This is a genomic window from Enterobacter sp. WPR_3_1 (genome assembly GCF_003635055.1).
GTDB classification, from domain to species: Bacteria; Pseudomonadota; Gammaproteobacteria; order Enterobacterales; family Enterobacteriaceae; genus Enterobacter; species Enterobacter ludwigii.
In genome coordinates, this window is sequence record NZ_RBXU01000008.1 from 993883 (window position 1) to 1013244 (window position 19362).

Annotated in this window: 19 protein-coding genes; 17 read left to right on the forward strand and 2 right to left on the reverse strand. The window is 53.9% G+C overall.

The features are described 5' to 3' along the window. Window positions 1-37: 37 nt before the first annotated feature. Window positions 38-1015: a phage shock protein operon transcriptional activator gene (gene pspF / locus BJ887_RS06590; protein ID WP_121339613.1), complete on the reverse strand. Its 978-nt coding sequence runs from the start codon at window positions 1013-1015 to the stop codon at window positions 38-40. A 166-nt stretch (window positions 1016-1181) separates the two neighbouring features. Between pspF and pspA the strand changes: the two genes are divergently transcribed. The 15 genes from pspA (at window position 1182) to BJ887_RS06665 (ending at window position 15611) form a co-directional block, all read left to right on the forward strand. Beyond that, the gene (gene pspA / locus BJ887_RS06595; protein ID WP_014170345.1) at window positions 1182-1850 is read left to right on the forward strand and encodes a phage shock protein PspA; all 669 of its coding nucleotides are present in this window, start codon (window positions 1182-1184) and stop codon (window positions 1848-1850) included. Window positions 1851-1904: 54 nt separating this feature from the next. After that, window positions 1905-2129 (forward strand): envelope stress response membrane protein PspB, encoded by a 225-nt coding sequence (gene pspB / locus BJ887_RS06600; RefSeq protein ID WP_025204011.1) that lies wholly within the window; start codon window positions 1905-1907, stop codon window positions 2127-2129. Then, window positions 2129-2488 carry an envelope stress response membrane protein PspC gene (pspC, locus tag BJ887_RS06605; RefSeq protein ID WP_014170343.1) on the forward strand — a complete coding sequence of 120 codons (360 nt, stop codon included), beginning with the start codon at window positions 2129-2131 and terminating at the stop codon, window positions 2486-2488. Before pspB ends, pspC begins: the two co-directional genes overlap by 1 nt. Before the next feature lie 12 nt (window positions 2489-2500). Then, window positions 2501-2725: a phage shock protein PspD gene (gene pspD, locus BJ887_RS06610; protein WP_014170342.1), complete on the forward strand. Its 225-nt coding sequence runs from the start codon at window positions 2501-2503 to the stop codon at window positions 2723-2725. Between the two features lie 185 nt (window positions 2726-2910). Continuing rightward, window positions 2911-4608 carry a sugar phosphorylase gene (locus BJ887_RS06615; RefSeq protein ID WP_121339615.1) on the forward strand — a complete coding sequence of 566 codons (1698 nt, stop codon included), beginning with the start codon at window positions 2911-2913 and terminating at the stop codon, window positions 4606-4608. 15 nt (window positions 4609-4623) lie between these two features. After that, window positions 4624-5916, forward strand: coding sequence for an ABC transporter substrate-binding protein (locus tag BJ887_RS06620; RefSeq protein WP_040017634.1), 1293 nt, complete (start codon window positions 4624-4626; stop codon window positions 5914-5916). A gap of 22 nt (window positions 5917-5938) precedes the next feature. Next, entirely contained in the window at window positions 5939-6820 is an 882-nt protein-coding gene (locus BJ887_RS06625) for a carbohydrate ABC transporter permease (RefSeq protein ID WP_025204014.1), read from the forward strand. Then, window positions 6807-7649 (forward strand): carbohydrate ABC transporter permease, encoded by an 843-nt coding sequence (locus BJ887_RS06630; protein WP_025204015.1) that lies wholly within the window; start codon window positions 6807-6809, stop codon window positions 7647-7649. The genes BJ887_RS06625 and BJ887_RS06630 overlap by 14 nt, the downstream gene beginning before the upstream one ends. A gap of 28 nt (window positions 7650-7677) precedes the next feature. Beyond that, window positions 7678-8730 (forward strand): zinc-binding alcohol dehydrogenase, encoded by a 1053-nt coding sequence (locus BJ887_RS06635; RefSeq protein WP_047744740.1) that lies wholly within the window; start codon window positions 7678-7680, stop codon window positions 8728-8730. 16 nt (window positions 8731-8746) lie between these two features. Next, the gene (locus tag BJ887_RS06640) at window positions 8747-9535 is read left to right on the forward strand and encodes a sugar phosphate isomerase/epimerase (protein WP_121339617.1); all 789 of its coding nucleotides are present in this window, start codon (window positions 8747-8749) and stop codon (window positions 9533-9535) included. A gap of 11 nt (window positions 9536-9546) precedes the next feature. Continuing rightward, window positions 9547-10605, forward strand: coding sequence for a Gfo/Idh/MocA family protein (locus BJ887_RS06645; RefSeq protein WP_025204017.1), 1059 nt, complete (start codon window positions 9547-9549; stop codon window positions 10603-10605). Further along, window positions 10599-12878 carry a glycoside hydrolase family 65 protein gene (locus tag BJ887_RS06650; RefSeq protein WP_121339619.1) on the forward strand — a complete coding sequence of 760 codons (2280 nt, stop codon included), beginning with the start codon at window positions 10599-10601 and terminating at the stop codon, window positions 12876-12878. The genes BJ887_RS06645 and BJ887_RS06650 overlap by 7 nt, the downstream gene beginning before the upstream one ends. Further along, window positions 12868-13545: a beta-phosphoglucomutase gene (pgmB, locus tag BJ887_RS06655; protein ID WP_032680902.1), complete on the forward strand. Its 678-nt coding sequence runs from the start codon at window positions 12868-12870 to the stop codon at window positions 13543-13545. Before BJ887_RS06650 ends, pgmB begins: the two co-directional genes overlap by 11 nt. A 2-nt stretch (window positions 13546-13547) precedes the next feature. Further along, window positions 13548-14630 (forward strand): ABC transporter ATP-binding protein, encoded by a 1083-nt coding sequence (locus BJ887_RS06660; protein WP_032669771.1) that lies wholly within the window; start codon window positions 13548-13550, stop codon window positions 14628-14630. Window positions 14631-14696: 66 nt separating this feature from the next. Continuing rightward, window positions 14697-15611, forward strand: a complete 915-nt coding sequence (locus tag BJ887_RS06665; protein ID WP_025204021.1) for an OmpG family monomeric porin — start codon at window positions 14697-14699, stop codon at window positions 15609-15611. Between the two features lie 34 nt (window positions 15612-15645). Here the strand turns inward: BJ887_RS06665 and BJ887_RS06670 are convergent, their stop codons facing one another. Continuing rightward, on the reverse strand, window positions 15646-16656 hold the full coding sequence (locus BJ887_RS06670) for a LacI family DNA-binding transcriptional regulator (protein WP_121339621.1): 1011 nt from the start codon (window positions 16654-16656) through the stop codon (window positions 15646-15648). A 155-nt stretch (window positions 16657-16811) separates the two neighbouring features. Between BJ887_RS06670 and BJ887_RS06675 the strand changes: the two genes are divergently transcribed. Together BJ887_RS06675 and BJ887_RS06680 are read left to right on the forward strand one after the other, a co-directional pair. Next, window positions 16812-18209, forward strand: coding sequence for a YcjX family protein (locus BJ887_RS06675; RefSeq protein ID WP_078774404.1), 1398 nt, complete (start codon window positions 16812-16814; stop codon window positions 18207-18209). Next, complete coding sequence (locus tag BJ887_RS06680; RefSeq protein ID WP_020882470.1) at window positions 18206-19258, forward strand: YcjF family protein; 1053 nt, start codon at window positions 18206-18208, stop codon at window positions 19256-19258. The genes BJ887_RS06675 and BJ887_RS06680 overlap by 4 nt, the downstream gene beginning before the upstream one ends. Window positions 19259-19362 lie beyond the last annotated feature (104 nt).

Sequence of the window (19362 nt, forward strand, 5' to 3'; positions counted from 1 at the left end):
GCTTCGTAAAAATGTCTGCGGGTAAGTGCTGATATTGTCAGCGCATTTGATGCTTTTTGAGCAATGCCCTTAATTGATGGTAGGTCAGACCCAGGAGTTCAGCCGCCCGTTTCTGGTTATATTTCGCCACCTTCAGGCTCTGCTCAAGCAGCTGTTGTTCCTGTTCATGCTGGAACTGCCGCAAATCCAGGGGAAGTGAAGGGGAAGCCCCGGACACGGGCGGGGCGGAAGCTGGCTGCGGGCTACGCTGAAAAGGATCGAGAATAATGTTATCCAGCTCGGTCTCACTGCTGCCGTGGCGATAGACAGAACGCTCCACGACGTTTTTTAACTCACGGATATTTCCCGGCCAGTGGTAAGCGAGGAGTGTCTCCTTTGCATACTCGCTGAACCCCGGAAAAAGCGGCAGGCCGAGCTCGCGACACATCTGAATCGCAAACTGCTCTGCCAGCAGCATGATGTCGCTTCTTCGCTCGCGCAGCGGCGGGAGCTGAACGACGTCAAAGGCCAGCCGGTCGAGCAGGTCGGCACGGAATTTATCCTCTGCCACCATTTGCGGGAGGTTGGCATTGGTCGCGCACACCAGACGCACGTTGACCTGCAACGGCTGGCTACCGCCGACACGCTCCAGCTCGCCATACTCAATCACGCGCAGCAGCTTTTCCTGTACCAGCATGGGCGCGGTGGCCAGTTCATCAAGAAACAGCGTGCCGCCGTCGGCGCGTTCAAAACGACCCGGATGGCGTTTTTGGGCACCGGTAAAAGCACCGGCTTCATGACCGAAAAGCTCCGTGTCGAGCAGATTTTCATTCAACGCCGCGCAGTTAAGCGAAATGAAGGGGCCATCCCAGCGTCCGGATAAATAATGTAGACGGTTAGCAATCAGTTCCTTACCCGTGCCGCGCTCACCGATAATAAGCACCGGCTTGTTGAGCGGCGCGAGACGGGAGACCTGTTCGAGGACTTCCAGAAAACTGTTGGCTTCGCCGAGTAAATTGTCTTTGTATCCAGCCATGATGAAATTAACCACTCCTTAGTGATATTCACCAGGTGAGCATAGTGTGCCGATGCCTGGAAATCAACCACATCAAGTAAAATCAACAAGATAAAAACTTGGCACGGTATTTGTATTAGCTATGTAGCAGGGCATCGCCCGATAACAGAACTATGAGGATCACATTATGGGTATTTTTTCTCGTTTCGCCGACATCGTGAACGCCAATATCAACTCACTGCTTGAGAAAGCGGAAGATCCGCAGAAGCTGGTGCGCCTGATGATTCAGGAAATGGAAGATACGCTGGTTGAAGTGCGTTCTACCTCCGCCCGTGCGCTGGCTGAGAAAAAACAGTTAACGCGCCGCATTGAGCAGGCGACCGCTCAGCTTAACGAATGGCAGGAAAAAGCAGAACTTGCGCTGCGTAAAGATAAAGAAGACCTGGCCCGCGCCGCGCTGATTGAAAAACAGAAGCTGGCAGACATGGTCGCGACGCTCGAGCATGAAGTCACACTGGTCGATGATACGCTTTCGCGTATGAAGAAAGAGATTGGTGAGCTTGAGAACAAACTGAACGAAACGCGTGCGCGTCAGCAGGCGCTGGCATTGCGCCACCAGGCGGCAAGTTCATCCCGCGATGTACGTCGCCAGTTGGATAGCGGTAAGCTGGATGAAGCAATGGCACGTTTTGAGTCGTTTGAACGCCGTATCGACCATATGGAAGCGGAAGCGGAAAGTCACAGCATTGGTAAACAAAAGTCACTGGATCAGCAGTTCGCTGACCTGAAAGCGGACGATGAAATCAGCGAGCAACTTGCTGCGCTGAAAGCCAAAATGAAGCAAGACAACCAATAATAATTTGTGCGGCACCTGAGCGTGCCGCCACGCATCGTAAGACAAGGAGTACACATGAGCGCGCTTTTTCTGGCTATTCCCCTGACCATTTTCGTGCTGTTTGTTCTGCCGATTTGGTTATGGCTGCACTACAGCAACCGTTCTTCACGTGGTGAACTTTCCCAGAGTGAACAACAGCGTCTCGTACAGCTGACCGAACAGGCGAATAAAATGCGCGAACGCATTCAGGCGCTGGAAGATATCCTCGATGCAGAACATCCAAACTGGAGAGACCGTTAATGGCCGGACTGAATCTGAACAAAAAATTGTGGCGCATTCCGCAGCAGGGAATGGTACGCGGCGTCTGTGCCGGACTGGCTCATTATCTTGATGTCCCGGTCAAACTGGTTCGCGTGGTAACGGTGCTGTCGATCTTCTTCGGTCTGGCGTTTATCACCCTGGTGGCGTACATCGTGCTGTCGTTTGTACTCGACCCGATGCCGGAAGGTGAACTGGCCGCAGAAGGCGCACCGACCAGCAACGATCTTCTCAACGCGGTTGACGATCAACTCGCCGCTGGGGAGAAGCGGTTACGTGAGATGGAGCGCTATGTCACGTCTGACACCTTCACGCTGAGAAGCCGTTTTCGTCAGCTTTAAGAGAGAATATACATGAAGCAAAACTGGCAACAGGCCGGTCAGAAGGTAAAACCCGGCCTGAAAATCGCAGGTAAACTGGTCCTGCTGACGGCATTACGTTTCGGCCCGGCAGGTGTGGCGGGTTGGGCGATAAAATCTGTTGCCCGCAAGCCGGTAAGAATGTTGCTGGCTGTGGCGCTCGAACCTCTGCTGCAAAAAGTGGCAAAACGGCTTTCACGCCGCTACTTTCCCCAATAATTCCTGCGTACGTTAGCCTTTCTCGTTTTCGGGGCAGGCTAGCGATACTTCTTCGCTTTCCCTTTCTTTCTTTGCGGCAGCTCACAATACTGCGTTGAGCTGCTTTGCAATCGCCTTTTTCTGCGTCCCGGTCCGTTGACAGATATTTTTCATGGGAGTAGATTGCGTTCCGTGGGACCGCTACCATGGAAAATAAAATGCAGGCTAAAATTAAAGAAATCATTAATCTTGTTTACGGGGAATCATTTTCCGATACCCATTTTTCGGTGTTGCTGGAAAAGATTGATAACGCGATTTCTGTTATTACAGATAAGCGTAAGGTGGGGTGGGATGAAAAAGATGTTGTCCTGATTACGTATGCCGATCAGTTTTCGGCAGAAGGGGAGAAAGCCTTGCCGGTTTTCACACGGTTTTATAATAAGTGGCTCTCTCACTCCTTTTCACATGTTCATCTTTTACCTTTTTATCCGTGGTCTTCTGACGACGGTTTTTCTGTTATTGATTACCACGACGTCGCACCAGAAACAGGAACGTGGCAGGACATCGCCGAATTAAAACAATCAGCCAGTTTGATGTTTGATTTCGTCTGCAATCACATGTCGGCGCAAAGCCAATGGTTCGCGAATTACCTTAAGCAAATGCCGGGGTATAACGATTTCTTCATTTCTGTTGACCCTGAAACGGATCTGTCGGCCGTCACGCGACCGCGTGCTTTGCCCCTCCTCACGCCGTTTACGCTTCACGATGGCAGCGTACGCCACCTGTGGACCACCTTCAGCAGCGACCAGGTCGATCTCAATTTTGCCTCTCCTCAGGTTCTGATTGCGATGGTAGACGTGCTGCTGCACTACCTGACTGAAGGGGCGCGCTACATTCGTCTGGATGCCGTTGGATTTATGTGGAAGATACCCGGAACGAGCTGTATCCATCTGGAACAAACCCATCAGCTTATCCAGCTTTTCCGTGCCATTACCGAGGCTGTCGCGCCGGGTACGGTGATAATCACTGAGACCAATGTCCCGCATAAAGACAACGTTTCCTATTTTGGTGATGGCAACAATGAAGCGCAGATGGTGTATCAGTTCTCCTTGCCGCCGCTTGTACTGCATGCGGTACACCGTCAGGATGTCCGGGCGCTGTGTCAGTGGGCGTCGTCGTTGACGCTTCCTTCCACGAAAACCACCTGGTTTAACTTTTTGGCCTCGCATGACGGGATTGGCCTCAATCCGTTACGCGGAATTTTACCCGAGTCTGAGATCCTCTCGCTGGTTGAGAAACTTCAGGCCGAGGGGGCGCTGGTCAACTGGAAAAACAATCCGGATGGAACGCGAAGCCCGTATGAAATCAATGTCACTTATCTTGATGCGTTAAGCACAAGGGACTGCGATGATAATCACCGTATTGCCCGGTTTATTCTGGCTCATGCTGTACTCCTGAGCTTCCCCGGCGTGCCTGCCGTCTATATTCAAAGTATTCTTGGCTCGCGTAATGATTATGAGGGCGTGGAGCGCCTGGGATATAACCGTGCGATTAACCGCAAAAAATACCTCGCCGGTGCAATTGACAGTGAGCTTGAGAACGAAAATAGCCTGCGGCAGAAAGTCTATTATAGATTGCGTGAATTAATCGCCCTGAGGCGTGCAGAAAAAGCATTCCACCCTGACAGTCAGGCTTTTTTTAGTACGGCAGGCGAGCATGTATTAAAAATAATGCGTATTGCGCAAAGTGGCGAAAAAGTTACCGCGTTATTTAATTTCAGCGATCGCGTTCAAACGCTTGAGTCGAATATTCCATCCGGCAGGGAATTGATCGCCGGGAAAGATATTACTGGTACGACTCTGACCCTTAATCCATGGCAGGTGTTGTGGATTAAAGAAAACTAAAAAAGGACCTTAAACATGAATATGCCCAAAATTGTGCTGATATCAGCACTGGTTTCGTGCGCCTTGTTGTCAGGCTGTAAGGATGACAAACCCTCTGCTGTCACCATTGAGTTTATGCACTCCTCAGTTGAACAGGAGCGTCAGGCGGTAATTACAAAACTGATTGAAAAATTCGAGAAAGAGAACCCGACGATTACGGTGAAACAGGTACCGGTAGAAGAGGATGCCTACAACACCAAAGTGATTACGTTGGCCCGCACCGGTGCGCTGCCCGAGGTCATTGAGGTCAGCCACGACTACGCAAAAGTCATGGATAAAGAGCAGCTGCTGGACCGGGATGCGATCAACGCCGCCATCAAAGCGGTGGGCGAAAACACCTTCTATGACGGAATTTTACGTGTCGTTCGCACGGAAGACGGCTCAGCCTGGACGGGGGTGCCAATCAGCGCCTGGCTGTCTGGCGTCTGGTATCACAAAGATGTGCTTGCTGCGGCGGGTATTGAGGAGCCGCATAACTGGGAACAGCTGCTGAAAGCCAGCCAACGCCTCAGCGATCCGGCTAAAAAACGCTATGGCATAGCGCTACCCACGGCAGAAAGCGTGATGACCGAGCAGGCGTTTTCTCAGTTTGCGCTTTCCGGTGGCGCGAACGTTTTTGACGCCAACGGGAAAATCAACATCGATACCCCGGAAATGGTGAACGCGCTGGCGTTCTATAAAGCACTGGCCGCGACCACCATGCCGGGCTCGAACGATGTCATGGAGATTAAAGATGCCTTTATGAATGGCTCGGCGCCGATGGCGGTGTATTCCACCTATATCCTGCCGGCGGTCTATAAAGACGGCAACCCGGCCAACCTGGGCTTTGTCGTTCCGACTGAAACGTCTTCAGCGGTCTACGGCATGGTCACATCGCTGACGATCACCTCCGGTCAAACCGAAGATGAAACCCAGGCTGCACAGAAGTTTGTCACCTGGATGGAGCAGGCACAGAACGCGTCTGACTGGGTGATGATGTCCCCGGGTGCCGCGCTGCCGGTGAACAAACTGGTCGTCGGCACGGACTCCTGGAAAGACAACGAGGTCATTAAAGCGTTTGGTCAACTTCCCTATGAGCTTATCGCCCAGTTCCCGAATGTGCAGGTATTTGGCGCCGTGGGCGACAAAAACTTTACCCGCATGGGTGATGTAACGGGGTCCGGCATTATCAGTTCCATGGTGCATAACGTCACAGTAGGTCAACAGGATCTCAGTGCAACGTTAAGCAACAGCCAGAAGCGACTGACTGACCTGATTTCACAACGATAGGAGCGCTCTGCGGAAGGAAATTATGAAGACGTTGTTTTCTGGTCGTTCAGATATGCCTTTCGCCATGCTGCTGTTGGCCCCCAGCCTGATTTTGCTGGGGGGCCTGGTGGCCTGGCCGATGATTTCCAATATTGAAATCAGCTTTTTACGTTTGCCGCTTAACCCGCGCATTAGCGCCGTGTTTGTCGGGCTGGATAACTATGTTCGTATCCTCAGCGATGGCGCATTCTGGCACTCCCTGTGGATGACGTTCTGGTACACCGCCCTGGTGGTGATGGGCAGCACGGCGCTGGGGCTGGCCGTTGCCCTCTTTTTTAACCGGGAATTTCGCCTGCGGAAAACGGCGCGTTCACTGGTGATTTTGTCCTACGTCACACCATCCATCTCGCTGGTGTTTGCATGGAAATACATGTTCAACAACGGCTACGGCATTGTGAACTATCTGGGTGTCGATCTGTTGCACCTGTATGACCAGGCGCCGCTGTGGTTCGACAACCCGGGCAGCAGTTTTGTGCTGGTGGTGCTGTTCGCCATCTGGCGTTACTTCCCCTACGCGTTTATCTCGTTCCTCGCGATATTGCAGACCATTGATAAATCGCTGTACGAAGCCGCGGAAATGGATGGGGCAAATGCCTGGCAGCGTTTTCGTATCGTCACGCTGCCCGCCATTATGCCGGTGCTGGCCACGGTGATTACACTGCGAACCATCTGGATGTTCTATATGTTCGCTGATGTTTATCTCCTGACCACCAAGGTCGATATTTTGGGCGTCTATCTCTACAAGACCGCATTTGCCTTCAATGACCTCGGGAAAGCCGCTGCCATCTCCGTGGTGCTGTTCGTGATCATCTTCGCCGTCATTCTGCTGACCAGAAAAAGGGTAAACCTCAATGGCAACAAATAAACGCGTACTGGGTCGTCTCGGTTTTTATCTGGGGCTGGCGGTGTTTCTGATCATCACGCTGTTCCCGTTCTTTGTGATGTTAATGACCTCGCTTAAGAGCGCGAAAGAGGCGATATCGCTCCATCCGACCATCCTGCCGCAGGCGTGGACGCTGCAGCATTACATCGACATCTTTAATCCGCTGATCTTCCCATTTGTGGATTACTTCAGAAACAGCATGGTGGTCTCGCTGACCTCGTCGGTGATTGCCGTTTTTCTCGGCACGCTGGGGGCTTACGCGTTATCCAAACTGCGTTTTAAAGGACGTACGACGATCAATGCGAGTTTTTACACCGTCTATATGTTCTCGGGGATTTTGCTGGTGGTGCCGCTGTTCAAAATCATCACCGCGCTGGGGATCTATGACACAGAGCTGGCGCTGATTATCACCATGGTGACCCAGACGCTGCCGACAGCCGTCTTTATGCTGCGCAGCTATTTCGACACCATTCCGGATGAAATAGAAGAAGCTGCGATGATGGACGGGCTTAACCGCCTGCAAATTATCTTCCGCATTACCGTTCCGCTGGCGATTTCCGGCCTCGTGTCGGTGTTCGTCTACTGCTTCATGGTGGCATGGAACGACTACCTGTTTGCATCCATTTTCCTGTCCAGCGCCAGCAATTTCACCTTGCCGGTTGGGCTAAACACCCTCTTTAGCACGCCAGATTATATCTGGGGTCGCATGATGGCGGCATCGCTGGTGACAGCGCTTCCGGTGGTCATCATGTACGCACTGTCTGAACGTTTTATCAAAAGTGGTTTGACCGCCGGTGGCGTTAAGGGCTGAGGCGGCCAGTTTTAACTAGGAGTCAGTCATGAAAAAGTTAGTTGCGACAGCGCCTCGTGTAGCGGCGCTGGTGGAATATGAAGATCGTCCTGTTGCCGTCCATGAAGTGAAAATTCGTGCGCGCTTCGGTGCGCCAAAACACGGCACCGAAGTGGTAGATTTCCGGGCGGCAAGTCCCTTCATTGATGAGGAGTTTAACGCGGAGTGGCAGATGTTTACCCCGCGTGAAGAGGGCGCGGCGCGGGGCATTGAGTTTGGTAAGTTCCAGCTGGGCAACATGATCGTTGGCGACATTATCGAATGCGGCGATGACGTGACGGAGTACCAGACGGGCGACCGTGTCTGCTGCTATGGGCCGCTGCAGGAGACGGTCATCGTGAATGCCGTTAATAACTACAAGCTGCGCAAAATGCCGCAAGGGTCTTCCTGGAAAAATGCCGTCTGTTACGACCCTGCGCAGTTCGCCATGAGCGGCGTGCGTGATGCTAACGTGCGGGTAGGGGATTTTGTCGTTGTAGTCGGACTGGGTGCCATTGGGCAGATTGCGATTCAGCTGGCGAAAAAAGCCGGTGCATCCATCGTCATCGGTGTCGATCCTATCGCGCATCGCTGCGAAATTGCCCGCCGTCACGGGGCTGATTACTGCCTCAATCCGTTTGGCACCGATGTCGGTCTGGAGATTAAAAAACTGACCGGAAAGCAGGGCGCTGACGTGATTATCGAAACCAGCGGTTTTGCCGATGCATTGCAGTCTGCGCTGCGCGGGCTCGCCTACGGTGGAACGATCTCCTACGTGGCTTTCGCGAAACCGTTCGCAGAAGGGTTCAATCTGGGGCGTGAAGCCCACTTCAATAACGCGAAAATCGTTTTCTCGCGCGCCTGCAGCGAACCCAACCCGGATTACCCGCGCTGGAGCCGAAAGCGTATTGAAGAGACCTGCTGGGAACTGCTGATGAACGGTTATCTGAACTGCGAAGATCTGATTGACCCGGTTGTCACCTTTACCACCAGCGCTGAGAGCTACATGAAGTATGTCGATCAGCATCCGGAACTGAGCATCAAGATGGGCGTCACTTTTTAAGCTAAGGAGAGCATCAATGAAAATCGCAACGCAAAACCAGGCCTTTTTCCCGACTTCTATTCTGCAGAAATTCCAGTACATCAAAGCGATGGGTTTTGATGGCTATGAAATTGACGGCAAATTGCTGGTGGACAATCTCGATGAAGTGAAAGCCGCAATCACCGCCACGGGCCTGCCGGTGACCACCGCCTGCGGGGGATATGACGGCTGGATTGGTGACTTCATTGAAGAACGTCGTCTGAACGGATTAAAACAGATCGAACGCATCCTGGAAGCACTGGCTGAAGTGGGTGGAAAGGGGATTATTGTGCCCGCTGCCTGGGGAATGTTTACCTTCCGTTTGCCGCCGATGACCTCTCCACGCAGCCTGGCGGGTGACCGCGAAGCGGTGAGTGCTTCGCTGCGTTATCTGGATGAGGTGGCGGCGCGTACCGGGACCACCGTTTACCTTGAGCCGCTCAACCGCTACCAGGATCACATGATCAACACGCTCGCGGATGCGCGTCGCTATATCGAAGAGAACGCGCTCAGGCATGTGCAGATCATCGGCGACTTTTACCACATGAATATCGAAGAAGATTCGCTAACAGAGGCGCTGCATCGCAACCGGGATCTGCTGGGTCATGTGCATATCGCCGATAACCATCGCTATCAGCCTGGCAGCGGGACGCTGGATTTTGCCACGTTGTTCGGGCAGCTTCGTGCGGACAACTATCAGGGCTACGTGGTGTATGAGTGCCGTGTCCGCGCCGACGATCCGGCCCAGGCTTACCAGGATTCACTCACGTATCTGCGTGAATGCTAAGGATGACGAGCGTGATGAGTGCTTCAACACCTTCGCTTCTGCGCGTCGCCATTATTGGCGCCGGGCAGGTCGCGGACAAAGTGCATGCCTCGTATTACGCCACACGCAGTGATGTTCAAATGGTCGCTGTCATGGACAGCGGCCTTGAACAGGCACAGGCGTTTGCGGAACGTCATGCAATTCCTTCGGTCTGGCAGAATGCATCTGAAATGCTGCAGGCGGTAAAACCTGATGTGGTCAGCGTCTGCTCCCCAAACCGGTTCCATTTTGAACATGTCATGGCGGCACTGGAGGCCGGATGTCATGTGATGTGCGAAAAACCGCCTGCCATGACGCCGCAACAGGCTGACCAGATGCGCAGGGCGGCCCGTAAAGCGGGAAAAGTGCTGGCGTATGATTTTCACCATCGGTTTGCGCTCGACACGCAGCTGCTACGTGACGCTGTCACAAACGGGGCTTTAGGTGAGATCTACTTTACGTCGGCGCAGGCGCTGCGTCGTTGCGGCGTGCCGGGCTGGGGCGTCTTTACGAACAAATCGCTACAGGGTGGCGGACCGCTTATCGATATCGGTATTCATATGCTGGATGCCGCGATGTATGTGCTGGGTTTTCCGGCGGTAAAAAGGGTGACCGCCCACAGCTTCCAGAAGCTGGGGAACCGTAAAAACAGTGGACAGTTTGGCGAGTGGGATCCCGCCCGGTTTACCGTTGAAGATGCTCTGTTTGGCACAATTGAATTCTGCAATGGCGGCGTTCTGCGCCTGGATACGTCGTTTGCGCTGAATATCCGTGAGCAGTCGATCATGAATGTTTCATTCTGTGGCGAAAAGGCGGGGGCCACGCTCTTCCCGGCACACATATACCACGATGAGGCAGGCGTTTTACAGACCCTCATGCAGCGTGATGAGGCAGACGACCAGCGTCACCTGCGCAGCATGGAGGCGTTTGTACGCCATGTGCTGGGAGAGCCGGTTATGATCGCAGATGCGGAACAGGGACTGGTTATCCAGCAACTTGTTGCCGCGCTTTATGAATCGGCGGATACAGGGGAAAGCGTGACGTTATGCTGAATGTGTCTGTTTTAACCGAACCGGGCTTCTCTCCCCACAGTCTGAATAAATACGCCTCCATCATGGCTTGCGGCAATGGCTACATGGGCATTCGCGCGGCACACGAAGAGGATTACACCCAGCAAACCAGAGGCATGTATCTCGCCGGGCTTTATCATCGCGCAGGTCGCAATGAGACCACGGAGTTAATCAACCTGCCGGATATTACCGCTATTGAGGTTGAACTGGATGGTGTGAATTTTACCCTGCTTTCCGGGGCGCTTCTTGAGTGGCAGCGCGAGCTGGCGTTTGCCAATGGTGAACTGCGTCGCAGCGTGCTCTGGCGCTCGCCCGACGGGAAACGCTATCGCCTGGAGAGTCGTCGTTTCGTTTCTCTCGCTCAGTTGCCGTTAGTGGCAATGCAACTCGCCATCACTCCCCTTGATGGGCCCTCGCAGGTGGTGTTGAAAACCGGAATCGATGCGACGCAAACCAACACCGGCAGGCAGCATCTGGATGAGATTTCAGTCCGGGTATTCGACCAGAACTGTATGCAGGGCGTGTATGAAACGCAGGACCGGGTTTCTGATGTCTTTATATCCGCGTTCTGCCGGCTTTCAGCGGGTAGCGAAAGCTGCTTTACCGCTAAAAATCGTCGCATCAGTGCGCATTACGCCCTGAACGTTTCGCAGGGTGACACTGTCACGCTTGAAAAGCTCGTCTGGGTCGCCCACCGCACTGACAAAGCCCTTTCGCAGGCGTCGTTTGCGCGTAACGCACTGGCCGAACTCAAGGTGTGCGCAGCGCGAGGTTACGCATCGTTGCTGGAGAGCTCTGCCTGCGCCTGGGAAGACGTCTGGCGAGATGCGCGGGTGGCGGTAACGTCAGCGGAACCGCAGGATCAGCTCGCGCTGGATTATACCGTCTGGCATCTGACCGCCATGACGCCTGCCGACAATGAGCGCTGCAGTATCGCCGCGAAAGGATTGACCGGCGAAGGGTATAAAGGCCACGTCTTCTGGGATACCGAAATTTTCCTGCTGCCTTTCCATCTCTTTACGCGTCCGCAGGTCGCCCGCAGTCTGCTGCGTTATCGCTGGCTCAACCTGGCCGGGGCTCGTGAAAAAGCGCGTCGCAACGGCTGGCCTGGCGCACTTTTCCCCTGGGAGAGTGCCGCGAGCGGTCAGGAGGAGACGCCGGAATATGCAGCAATCAACATCCGCACGGGCACGCGCCAGAAAGTGGCCTCTGCGCTGGCAGAGCATCACATTGTGGCGGACATTGCCTGGGCTGTCGTGGCCTACTGGCAGGCGACACATGATGACGCTTTTATGCGTAACGAAGGGCTGACGCTACTGCTAGAGACGGCAACGTTCTGGATGGGGCGGGCGACGGAAGTCAATGGTCGCCTGGAAATCCACGATGTGATCGGGCCGGATGAGTACACGGAGCACGTCAATAACAATGCGTACACCAACTATCTGGCCTGGCACAATGTCGCCTGTGCGCGCCAGTTTATGGCGATGTTCAATCGTGAAGATGATGGCTTCATGGAGAATGCCAGCCGGTTTATGTCCCGTTTGTGGTTACCGCAAGCCAACGCTGAAGGGGTCCTTCCTCAGGATGACACCTTCATGGCGAAACCGGCTATCGATCTGAGCCGCTATAAGGCGAAAGCGGGTAAACAGACCATTCTGCTCGATTACTCCCGCGCGGAAGTGAACGAGATGCAGATCCTTAAACAGGCCGATGTGGTGATGCTCAACTACCTGCTGCCGGAACGGTTTACCCCGCAGCAGTGTGCTGCCAACCTGGCGTACTACGAGCCGCGTACCATACACGACTCTTCGCTGAGCAAAGCGATTCACGGAATTGTTGCTGCCCGGTGTGGCGATACGGAAAGGGCCTACGCCTTCTGGCGCGAGGGTGTCGCCATCGATCTGGGCGACGATCCGCACAGCTGCGATGACGGGATTCATGCTGCCGCCACCGGGGCTATCTGGTCCGGCGTTATTCAGGGATTTGCCGGCATGCAGATCGTCCAGGGGGAATTGCATCTTGCCCCGAAGCTGCCTGCCCACTGGCGAAAACTGGCTTTCCCGCTGCGATGGAGAAACGCGCGCATGCACTTCACGTTTGAAAATGATGTTTTAACGATTGAAACCACTGCACCGGTGACCTTAACGCTGTGGGGTAAAACCCTGTACATAACGGATCGGCAGGTCTGTTCTTTCAGGGATTTTTTTACATCTACTTATGGGACCGCTACCACAGGAGAAAATCATGAAGCCTGAGGCCGTTGTCTTCGATCTTGATGGTGTGATCACCGATACCGCGCATCTGCATTTTCTGGCCTGGCGTGCCGTGGCGCAGGAAATTGGCATCTCGTTCGACGTGGTGTTCAACGACGAGCTGAAAGGGATAAGCCGTATGGAATCGCTGCAGCGGATCCTGCGCCATGGCGGAAAAGAGGGGGAGTTTAACGACCAGCAGCGGCAGGCGCTCGCGGATAAAAAGAACGCGCGCTACGTCGGGTCTCTGGCGTCGTTGACGCAGGATTCTCTGCTTCCGGGCATCCGCGAGGTGCTGGCGGAAATTCGTGCGGCGAACGTCAAAATCGGGCTGGCCTCAGTGTCCCTTAACGCCCCCGGTATTTTGCAGGCGCTGGGCATTGAGAGGGCTTTTGATTTCTGCGCCGATGCCTCGCGCATTGCCCGCTCAAAACCGGACCCGGAGATCTTTCTTGCGGCCTGCGCCGGGCTGAACGTGCGCCCCGAGCAGGCTATCGGAATCGAAGATGCTGCAGCCGGCGTTGAGGCAATCAACGCGGCGGGAATGCTCTCGGTCGGGATTGGGCCTGGCCTGAACCATGCGGGATTACAACTTCATTCAACGCAGGAACTGACCTGGAAATGCCTGACGGATTTCTGGGCATCCCGAACGGTAATGATAAGGAATTAAAAATGGCTCAACTGTCTCTGAAACATATTCAGAAAATCTACGATAACCAGGTCCATGTGGTTAAGGATTTTAACCTCGAAATTGAGGACAAGGAGTTTATCGTCTTTGTGGGTCCCTCGGGGTGCGGTAAATCGACGACGCTTCGCATGATTGCCGGGCTGGAGGAGATCTCTGCCGGTGAGCTGGTGATTGACGGTGTCTGCATGAACGATGTGCCCGCCAAGTCCCGCGACATTGCGATGGTTTTCCAGAACTATGCGCTTTATCCGCATATGACGGTTTACGACAACATGGCGTTTGGCCTGAAGATGCAGAAAATTGCCCCCGCGGTCATTGAAGAGCGCGTGAACTGGGCGGCACAAATCCTGGGCTTGCGTGATTACCTCACGCGTAAACCTGGCGCATTGTCGGGTGGGCAACGTCAGCGCGTGGCGTTAGGACGGGCGATTGTGCGCGAAGCCGGCGTCTTTCTGATGGATGAACCGCTTTCTAACCTGGACGCCAAGCTGCGTGTGCAAATGCGCGCTGAAATCAGCAAGCTGCACCAGAAGCTCAACACCACAATGATTTACGTGACCCACGATCAGACGGAAGCGATGACGATGGCGACCCGCATTGTGATCCTCAAGGATGGCGTTATTCAGCAGGTGGGGGCGCCTAAGCAGGTCTACAACGAACCGGCAAATATGTTTGTGGCGGGCTTCATCGGCTCACCGGCAATGAATTTTATCCGGGGCGCGATAGACGATCGCTATTTCGTGACGGAAACGCTGCGTCTGGAGATACCTGAAGACACGCTGGCGGCGGTGAATGCCGCCGGATATCAGCGTAAAGCCGTGGTCTTTGGGATCCGGCCGGAAGATATTCTGACGCTGCAAAGCCGTGGGGATGATATTGCGGCAAAAGTCAGCGTGGCCGAACTGACCGGGGCTGAGTTCATGCTCTATGCCACCGTGGGCGGGCATGAGCTGGTCGTTCGTGCAGGAGCGGTAAATGATTATGCGGCGGGGGATAATATCGGCATCCAGTTCGATATGAATAAATGTCATTTCTTCGACGCTGATACTGAAGTGGCTATTAGATAAGAAAGGCGTTCGCCGGAAATGCAAATTTCCGGTTTTTTTTGAGTTAATTATAAAGGGAACATTTAAATGAGTACTCTACTAAGAAGTGCTGCGCTCGTTCTGTGCGCAGGGGTTAGCTGCGCGCACGCAACGGAATCAGCAAAACACTGGGAATTTAATATCGGTGCCATGTATGAAATTGAAAACGTCGAAGGTCAGGGCGACGATAAAGATGGATTATATGAACCCTCTGTATGGTTTAATGCCACGTGGGATGCCTGGACCCTTTCGCTGGCAATGTATCAGGAAGGACCGGTTGATTACAGCAGCATGACCCGTGGGACCTATTTTGACCGTCCGGAATTTGAATTACGCTATCGCTTTATTGGCACCGATGATTTTACACTCGGGTTGACCGGCGGTTTCCGTAATTACGGTTATCACTTTAAAGATGAACACGGTGCCAAAGACGGTAGCGCAAATATGCAGCGTTACAAAATTCAGCCAGACTGGGATATTAAATTGTCCGACGACTGGCGTTTTGGTGGCTGGTTTGCCATGTATCAGTTTGCGAATGACCTGGAAAAAACCGGTTATGCCGACAGCCGCGTAGAAACGGAAACGGGTTTTACCTGGACCATTAATGAAACTTTCTCTGCAAAAGTGAACTATTATCTTGAGCGCGGTTTCAATATGGACAGTTCACGTAATAACGGCGAATTTTCAACGCAGGAAATTCGCGCGTATCTGCCTGTTTCATTAGGCCAGACGACGCTCACGCCATATACCCGTCTGGGGCTGGATCGCTGGTCGAACTGGGACTGGCAGGACGATCCCGATCGTGAAGGACACGATTTCAACCGACTGGGTTTACTGTACGCGTATGACTTCAACAATGGATTATCCATGACGCTGGAATACGCCTACGAATGGGAAAACCATGACGAAGGCGACAGCGACCGTTTCCACTACGCGGGTGTTGGCGTTAATTACGCGTTCTGACAGACCGGATGCCAGGGGCTTTCAGCCCCTGGTTTTAGCGAAGAGAGGGCGCTAACGTAAAGCGGGTATCGACAAGCACTTTTTGTGGTGCAGGCTGACCGGCGATACGCCTGAAAAGAAGATTGCAGCTCTCTTCACCCAGCTTGCGGGTTGGGATATCAAAGCCCCCGGGTGCTGGCGTTAAAATGAGAGAGAGCATCGGGTCACTGTATCCTGCAATCACAACCTGCTCGGGGATCCTCAGATCCAGAGTATCCGCCGCGCGATAAAGGCTGAGTAACTTCATGCTGTCGGTGGCAAATACCGCATCAGGTGGTGTGGCCGAGGAGAGCAATTCTGTGGCCGCGGCAAGCGCGCTTTCATGGGTATATCCGCCATCGATGATCCACGCCGGGTTAATGGCGATGCCGTGCTTTTCCAGGCTGGATTTATAACCGGCAAGACGATCAATCGAAACATGATAATTGAGCGGCGCATGCAGACAGGCAATGTTACGTCGGCCATTTTTAATAAAGGTTTCTGTTAGCGTGGCGCTGTCGTGAAAATTATCCGTGTCGACCGAGTAAATATTCTGAAAATCACCTTCGACTTTCCCGATGACGACCACCGGTACGCCATAAGCATCCAGCGTTGTGAAAAAGGATTCATTTGCCGGTGAGCTCAGCATGATGATCCCTTTAATCATTTTTTGTTTTATTTTACTTTCGCATTTCAGCAGATCGTCTTCACTGCTTTTCGAGGTTTGCAAAATAACATCAAAACCTTCCTCTTCAGCTTTGGCTGTAATGGCATGCAGAACATCAGAGAAAAAAGGGTTGCCGGCGGTGGTTTTCGTCGAGCGTGTCGAAATAACCATAATGGCGTCGAAGCCAGAAGAGGTCAGGGCGCGGGCGAGTTTATTGGGTTGATAATTTAATTCGTCAATCGCCTTCAACACTTTTTCACGCGCTTCAGGAGAAATATTCGTTTGTTTATTCAGAACGCGGGAGACGGTTGATTTCGAAACGCCGGCAACCCGTGCGATATCATAGATGGTGGGTGACATACACCTTACTCACTCCTGACTAACAGCAATGTCGTTCATCTTACTGGAGAGAAAACGGCAATAGCAATAAATAAGAATTGATAATCAACGATCTGCCCCCATTTATTGTATTCTGAAGCAATGTATTTGAGGCTTCCGGGCAATGAAGGACGGCGATGAAGCGACTTAAGAACGAACTCAATTCACTGGTGAACCGTGGCGTTGACCGTCATCTGCGTCTGGCGGTGACGGGGCTGAGCCGCAGCGGCAAGACGGCGTTTATCACCGCGATGGTGAACCAGCTGCTTAACCTGCACAGTGGGGCGCGGCTGCCGCTGCTGAGCGCCGTGCGGGAAGAGCGCCTGCTGGGGGTTAAACGTGTGCCTCAGCGCGATTTTGGCATTCCCCGTTTTACCTATGATGAAGGGCTGGCTCAGCTTTATGGTGAACCGCCCACCTGGCCGACGCCGACGCGCGGGGTGAGTGAAATTCGCCTTGCGCTGCGTTTTCGCTCTAATGAATCCCTGATGCGCCACTTCAAGGATACCTCCACCCTGTATCTGGAAATTGTGGATTACCCCGGTGAGTGGTTGCTCGATTTACCTATGCTGGCTCAGGACTATCTCAGCTGGTCACGACAGATGACGGGGCTGTTGCAGGGCAACCGCGCCGAGTGGTCGACGAAATGGCGAAAACTGTGCGAAGGCCTGGATCCGCTGGCCCCTGCCGATGAAAACCGGCTGGCGGCGATTGCCGAGGCCTGGACGGAGTATCTGCATCAGTGTAAGCAGGAAGGGTTGCATTTCATCCAGCCGGGCCGTTTTGTTCTGCCGGGAGATTTGGCGGGCGCACCTGCGCTGCAGTTTTTCCCGTGGCCGGACGTGGATGGCATCGGGGAGTCAAAACTGGCCCAGGCGGACAAACACACTAACGCCGGAATGCTGCGCGAGCGTTACAATTACTACTGTGAAAAAGTGGTGAAAGATTTTTATAAAAACCATTTTTTACGTTTTGATCGCCAGATTGTGCTGGTGGATTGCCTGCAACCGCTGAACAGCGGGCCGCAGGCCTTCAACGATATGCGCCTGGCGCTGACACAGTTAATGCAAAGTTTTCACTACGGGCAGCGCACGCTGTTTCGTCGTCTCTTCTCACCCGTTATCGACAAGTTGCTGTTTGCGGCCACAAAAGCCGATCACGTGACGGTCGATCAGCATGCCAATATGGTGTCGCTGCTGCAGCAACTGGTGCAGGACGCCTGGCAGAATGCCGCGTTCGAAGGGATCAGTATGGATTGCCTCGGACTGGCTTCCGTACAGGCGACACAGAGTGGGTTGATTGACCTTAATGGCGAGAAAATACCGGCATTGCGCGGGAATCGTCTTAGCGACGGCGAACCGCTTACTGTCTATCCGGGCGAAGTGCCCGCCCGCCTTCCGGGGCCGGCCTTCTGGCAGAACCAGGGCTTCCAGTTTGAAGCCTTCCGCCCGCAGGCCATGACGGTCGATCAGCCGTTACCGCATATCCGTCTGGATGCGGCGCTGGAGTTTTTGATTGGAGATAAATTGCGATGACGGAACCGTTAAAACCGCGCATTGATTTTACCGGAACGCTTGAGCAAGAGCACCCGGAGGCGTTTAAAACTGCGCAGACGTTTAATGGCCCGCAGGCAGATAATTTTGCCCCGGCGCTGACCGAAGAGCTGCTTGTTGAAGAGGGGCCGGCTGAAGCGGTCGTGGAAGCCGCGCTACGCCCAAAACGCAGCCTGTGGCGAAAGATGGTGACTGCCGGGCTGGCGTTGTTTGGCGTCAGCGTGGTTGGGCAAGGCGTCCAGTGGGCAGTCAACGCCTGGCAAACCCAGGATTGGGTCGCGTTGGGCGGCTGCGCTGCCGGTGCTCTGATTGTGGGGGCGGGTGTCGGGTCTGTTGCGACCGAGTGGCGTCGCCTGTGGCGCCTGCGACAGCGCGCCCATGAGCGTGATGAAGCGCGGGATCTGCTCCACAGTCACGGAACCGGCAAAGGCCGCGCGTTTTGTGAAAAGCTGGCCAGTCAGGCGGGTATTGACCAGTCACACCCGGCGCTTCAGCGCTGGTATGCCGCTATCCATGAAACCCAGAACGATCGTGAAGTGGTGACGCTGTATTCCCACATGGTGCAGCCGGTGCTGGATGCCCAGGCGCGGCGCGAAATCAGCCGCTCTGCTGCGGAATCAACCCTGATGATTGCCGTCAGCCCGCTGGCGCTGGTGGATATGGCGTTTATCGCCTGGCGTAACCTGCGTCTGATTAACCGGATTGCTGCTTTATACGGTATTGAGCTGGGGTACTACAGCCGCCTTCGCTTGTTCCGTCTGGTATTGCTCAACATCGCCTTTGCCGGAGCAAGCGAGCTCGTGCGGGAAGTGGGGATGGACTGGATGTCGCAGGATCTGGCGGCGCGTCTCTCTGCCCGTGCCGCGCAGGGTATTGGTGCCGGTTTGTTGACCGCCCGTCTGGGCATCAAAGCGATGGAAGTGTGCCGTCCACTGCCGTGGATTGATGGCGATAAGCCGCGATTGGGGGATTTCCGACGTGAGTTAATCGGTCAGCTCAAAGAGACGCTCAATAAAAAACCGGTTCAGTAGCCGGTTTGGTCATTAATCGTGCTGGCTGTCAATATTTGTTGACAGCCATCTTCCCGATCACCGTGTTCTGACATATCATTTTAATGTTATTGGCTTAAAACGGT